Origin of the sequence: Bradyrhizobium sp. BRP20, assembly GCF_020194215.1 — a bacterium.
Lineage (GTDB): Bacteria > Pseudomonadota > Alphaproteobacteria > Rhizobiales > Xanthobacteraceae > Bradyrhizobium > Bradyrhizobium yuanmingense.
In genome coordinates, this window is sequence record NZ_JADYVY010000051.1 from 1 (window position 1) to 5,361 (window position 5,361).

Consider the following 5,361-nt stretch of genomic DNA (forward strand, 5'->3'; position numbering starts at 1 on the left):
AACGGTCATGAATTCATTCCTGCAGTTCCAGCAGCGCCAGAGATCTTGGACCCCCCGCGCACCGATGCGTTCATGCCACTCGAGGTGGACCAATGCAGAGCCACATTGAGGGCAGTTTTTGTGACGTTCTATTGAGACCGACTCCATGTGGCAGCTCGTGTCATTGCGTCAAAAGGCCACAGCCGACGTTAGTGTAGCCGCCGCTTCGTGGCGGCTGCGGTGGATGCGCCTCTCTGTTCAAACCCTATGCCAACTGCGACAGCTTGATCAGTAAGGGAAAATTTTTCAAGGAAGTGTACCAAACCGACAGCATGTCAGAGATCGGACAGTCAAGGTCATGTTCTAACGTAAGGTCGCAAATCGGACACATGGCGATGGCTTTTTCTAGTTGGACAGAAAAGCCCGCCTCCGAGTCAATGGGAAGAACGGAGGAAAATGACGTCAATGAACATTCTCCGGCCGACTTTGAAATGCGTCCGGAGGCGGGGCCTATGGCTAGAGTATTCCAATTTCCAAATGGCAGGCGACAGTCCGTAAGCCTGATAACCCGCCTGCCCCATCAGCCCTTAGGGCAATGATGGGTCCTCAGCTCTATAAGCCGTCATTGCGATGAACTGTGCGGGGTATGCCGGAGCTGTGCGCTGCTCTCTCGGTCAAGGAGTCAAGGCAAAGGTAGAGAGCTTGATACGTCAAGCTTGTGGCCACGGATAGCCGTCGACCAACAAATTTGCTGGTGTTACCTCATTGCTATGGCGAGCGCGTCGCTGAGGGCTCACCTGGGGTAACCAAATGGGGTCGGTCAGATCGGAGGTCTGACGAGACGGACGGGCTGCTCAGAAGCAGGGCTGCAATGAAACGTCATTGATCAAAATCAGATAACAGCAGGATCCCATTTGGTTGGCCAAATGCTTGGTGAACCAATCGCCAGTGACTCTGTTCACGGTTGCGAGGTGACACACATAGGGATCCTAGCGTTTATAAGCACGAGATGCTTCGGTTCGCGAGCTCGATTGTAAGCGTCGAGCTGCAAATCCGTCAAGCAGCGGGACGTCTTGCTGCGGCGGGAGGGCGAGCCATCGGGCATCAACCGGATCTACCGGCTTTATCGCGAGGAAGGGCTCACCGTCTGCAAAAGGCGGGCTCGCCGCAAAGGCCGTGGGGACCCGTGCCCCGATCCTGGTCGAGGCGAGGCCGAACGCGCGCTGGTCGCTGGACTTCGTCCACGACCAGTTCGCCAATGGCCGACGCTTCCGCATCCTCAACATCGTCGACGACGTCACCAACGAATGCCTGGCGCCATTCCGGAGACGTCGATCTCGGGGCGGCGCGTGGTCGGCGAACTGACGGCAATCGTCCAGCGACGCGGCAAGCGAGAAATGATCGTGTCCGACCATGGCACCGAGTTCACCTGCAACGCCAGCAGGCCCGCCGTTCCGACAGGCTCATGACAGCCTGCAGATGCGCGATCGCAGCGCGCTTAGCGGCGGGCCTTACCATTTTTTGAAAGGAGCTCGCGAAGTGCGGCGGCATCGAGCATCTGCTCGGCCAGAAGCTTCTTCAGCTTCACGTTCTCCTCTTCCAAGGCCCTGTCCGACTTCACCGACGTGAGCGCGCTCGGCATTAAGTAGAGCTGGTCGTCTGAATTGCGCATCAGGTGCGTCCGTGCCGTTCGAGATCATCCTCAATTCGCGACCACGCACAGTGCACTCTCGCGCGGTCGCCTTACAGCAGATCGTCAGATCGCTTTGCTGGGCAGCACGAGCCAAATGTCGTCTTGTCGATGACCTACAGGCACGCTGCGACGACGCCAGCACGCGGGAGAGCTCGGCGCTGGTGGTTCTGTCGGTGCCAAAAAGAAGGGCATGCTGTCGCTAAGTCAGGCGAATTGTTTAGTCGTAATCCGGACACGATGCTCTGGGGAAACCCTCCACTGTGCTGCCCAAGCAGGTTGTGGGAGCTGAGCGCACGAGATCCAACTTGTCATTGATGGTTCGGGCATAACAGTCGCAAGCCAGCGCCGATTCAGTGTCTCAGCAGCAAACTCTTGCGCGACGCTGTGAGGAATCGCGCATCCATGGTGCGACTTACACTCTGAGGGTCAAGTTCAGCAAAATCGATGATTGGGGTCCGATCAAGCCATTCCCTTGGAACCGCCGTCGCTCGGCCACCTGCTGGACGCGGATTGGTTCGTCGCCGCCGGCCCAAGCCTTCGTTCGCTTGGAATTGCGCCTAAGTTCCCGACTGATCGTGGGTGGCGACCGGCCAGGGCCGCGCTCCTCAAGGCTGAGCATCGTCCCATCGCAACAACACCTTTAGCAGGTGTTGCACTGGCATCGTGAACCGAAGCCGCTCTTCACCTTGATCCAGTGCTTCGCGATAGGGAGCAGTGCGATCTCAGAGATCGGTTCGACGAGCCTGAACGCGCTCCGGCTTGCGGCAGCTGCAAAGCGGAGCTGCGTCGCCGCGACTAAACCGTGGAACAACCAGGATAGTGAACAAGAGCACTATCTGTCTAAGGACGGTGGCGGCGTATCCTTTGTGCGCGTTGGCAGTATCGGATATTCGATCTTGGGTAACCGGCCGGTCAATGAATTAAGAAACGCAACGATATCGTTCTTCTCCTTCTCGGTGAGCTCGGCGCCGAGCTGCACCTCACTCATAATGCCTACCGCTTCCTGGAGCGTCCAAACCTGACCCGAATGGAAGTAGGGAGCTCGCAGGGCAACGTTGCGCAAAGGGGCGGCGCGGAACACGTATCGGTCGCTGAAGGCCTTCGTGACCGCGAAACGCCCCTGGTCGGCTGGGGGAAGCAGTTTGCTGTCTGGTCTTTCAATCACGCCGAACGCGAAAAACTCCTGCCCACCAATATTGATTCCGTTGTGGCAGGAGGCGCAGCCTTTGTCCACGAACAGCCGCAATCCTGCCTTTTGGTGGTCATCCAGCGCGTTGGCATCGCCGTTCAGGTATCCATCGAACGGAGCTGCTGGTGTCGTGAGCGTCGCTTCAAAAGCCTCGAGCGCTTTCGCGAAATTGTCAAAGGTGACCGGCGGTGTATCACGCGGGAATGCTTGCTTGAACTTGCCCACATAATCTTCCATCGAATTCAGTGTGGTCGTTACGTGATCCGCAGTCGCATTCATCTCGGCGCTCGCCTGAACGGGCCCCTTGGCTTGTGCCTTAAGATCCGGCGCGCGTCCGTCCCAGAATTGCGCGACATTGAACACTGAATTGTAGACGGTCGGCGCCCGCCGCGCTCCCCGTTGCCAACCGTGACCAACTGACGTTGGACCCGCGTCTACGCCGCCGGTGCCAAGATTGTGGCAGGTATTGCAGCTAATGATCCCACTCGCCGACAGACGAGGGTCGAAGAACAGCATCTTCCCGAGCTCCGCTTTCTCGGTAGTCACGGGATTGTCCTTTAGGGCGGGGATACCAGAAGGGATCGGTTTGAAGATCTGTCTGGCTGTCATCATCAAATCGTCGTTTGCGATGGCATTGCATGAGACACACATCAGAACGGTAGTAATCGATACCTTGAGCATGACGTGAGACTTCCAGATCTTGCCGCGCCGCTACCGAACAACAGTTCTTCAGAAGAGGCGCCCGCTGCATGGATGGCTTTTGCCATGCAGGAACTGAGCCAGCGCGCGCGAGTGAATTGGTCTAGGGTTTCTGTGTTCGATGTTGGCTTCACGACAGTTGTCGTTAGCCCGACACGAACACTTCGACTAATCACGAAGCATAGTGTTTTGCTGCTCTTCGAGGAGGCACGACGCGTCTCTCCGACGAAATGCAGGGGGCAGTGACGTCGCAGGCACCTGTCCCGGGAGTAGATGAAACCTCCCTCCAATTGGATTCAAATCGATGTCGCAGGCGTTACACTATTAATACGAGCCCGATCGAAGCTCCGCCCCGTGCCTAGCGCAGCGCCGTCAGTCCCTCCCCAACCGGCTTTCGGTCCCATGGGCCTGAAAGGGGGCTGCCAGGCTGTCACGACGGGATGAGGCCTGGCGCTGAGCTTGATGAACTTAGCTAACTGTCTGCCGGATCGCGTCTAGTGTCCTGAACCAGAAGTTCGCAACATCGCGTCGTGTTGTACCGGGGCATTGTAACGGCAGAAGCGTTCGATGGAAGCAAGGATATCATCGGCTGACTTGGTCCATCGGAACGGCTTGGGATCAGCGTTATGTCGTTCGATGAACGAGGCGATGTCCGCCCTGAGGGCGGCTACGCTGCGATAGACGCGGCGCCTGATCTTCTAATCGGTAAGAAGCGCTCGACCTGATTGAGTCATGACGAACTGGTCAGGGTCAGGTGCACATGCCAGCGCGGCCGCTTGGCCAGCCATTTCCGGATCAGCGGGGTCTTGTGAGTGGCGTAGTTATCCATGACGAGATGGACGTCGAGTTGGCGCGGCACAGCGGCCTCGATCTCGTCCAGGAATTTGCGGAACTCGGCGGCACGGTGCCGTCCGTAGCACTTGCCGATAACCCGTCCGGTCGCAATGTCGAGGGCGGCGAACAGCGATGTGGTGCCGTGCCTTTTGTAATCGTGGCTCCTTCGGGCCGGCTGGCCGGGACGCATCGGCAGCATCGGCCGACTGCGGTCCAGCGCCTGGATTTGAGACTTTTCATCTACACACAGGACGATGGCGTGTGCCGGTGGCGAGACGTAAAGCCCGACGACATGACGCACCTTGGCCACGAAGTTCGGATCAGTCGAGAGCTTGAATGTCTCCAGCCGGTGCGGCTGGAGCCCGAAGGCCCGCCAGATACGTTTCGGTGCTCCCGAGCGCGGCTCATCGTGCAGCCCAGCCACGCGCTGCTTCACAAAGCCCCGCCGCCGTTTGCCTACCGTCCCCCGCTCCAGGCCTAGCTTGGCCGTCACTTCCTTGTTCTGACCGCCTTCCGCGCAGGCCAGCGCGATCCGGGCTCTCAGAGCCAACGCCTGCGCCGCCTTTCGCCGCATTCTCAGCGGCTGAAGTTCAGCACGCTCATCATCGCTCAATACCAGGGGCGCAAGTCGCTGGGTCGCCATCAGATCCTCCGTCGCTGTTGCAGCCGCCATCTCTGGCACAGCGACGCGAATCTAATGCGAATCTACGATTGCGAACTTGTGACTCGGGACACTAGCACTACTTTGGCAGATTGTTGGATTTGGGCTCTTTATTAGGATTCCCGAATCGACTTTTCAATGATTCATGGGTGGTCGGCTCTTGGAGGGCTGACCATGGTGGAATGGGAAGACGAACTCGAACGCTGGCTGAAGCCGTTCCTGGACCGGTTGGGTCATAAGACCGGCAGCGGATGTGTCCCCTGTACGTTGCGGGATTGATCGGCCCGGGCGATCGCAAGAGCGTTC

The 5,361-nt window shown here is 58.3% G+C and carries 1 protein-coding gene and 4 pseudogenes; 2 read left to right on the plus strand and 3 right to left on the minus strand.

Annotated features, from left to right (window positions below; translation table 11 throughout):
* Nucleotides 1–1,049: 1,049 nt before the first annotated feature.
* A pseudogene (locus I6F33_RS37540) lies at nt 1,050–1,418 on the plus strand (DDE-type integrase/transposase/recombinase); the annotation flags it as partial.
* Between the two features lies 1 nt (nt 1,419).
* Here I6F33_RS37540 and I6F33_RS37545 read toward each other — a convergent pair.
* From I6F33_RS37545 to I6F33_RS37555, 3 genes and pseudogenes are all read right to left on the minus strand, one after another.
* Nucleotides 1,420–1,588: pseudogene (locus I6F33_RS37545) on the minus strand (IS3 family transposase); the annotation flags it as partial.
* A gap of 916 nt (nt 1,589–2,504) precedes the next feature.
* The gene (locus I6F33_RS37550; RefSeq protein ID WP_225129259.1) at nt 2,505–3,512 is read right to left on the minus strand and encodes a cytochrome-c peroxidase; all 1,008 of its coding nucleotides are present in this window, start codon (nt 3,510–3,512) and stop codon (nt 2,505–2,507) included.
* 542 nt (nt 3,513–4,054) lie between these two features.
* Nucleotides 4,055–5,037: pseudogene (locus tag I6F33_RS37555) on the minus strand (IS630 family transposase).
* 156 nt (nt 5,038–5,193) lie between these two features.
* Here I6F33_RS37555 and I6F33_RS37560 point away from each other — a divergent pair.
* Nucleotides 5,194–5,361 (plus strand): annotated as a pseudogene (locus I6F33_RS37560) (IS701 family transposase); the annotation flags it as partial.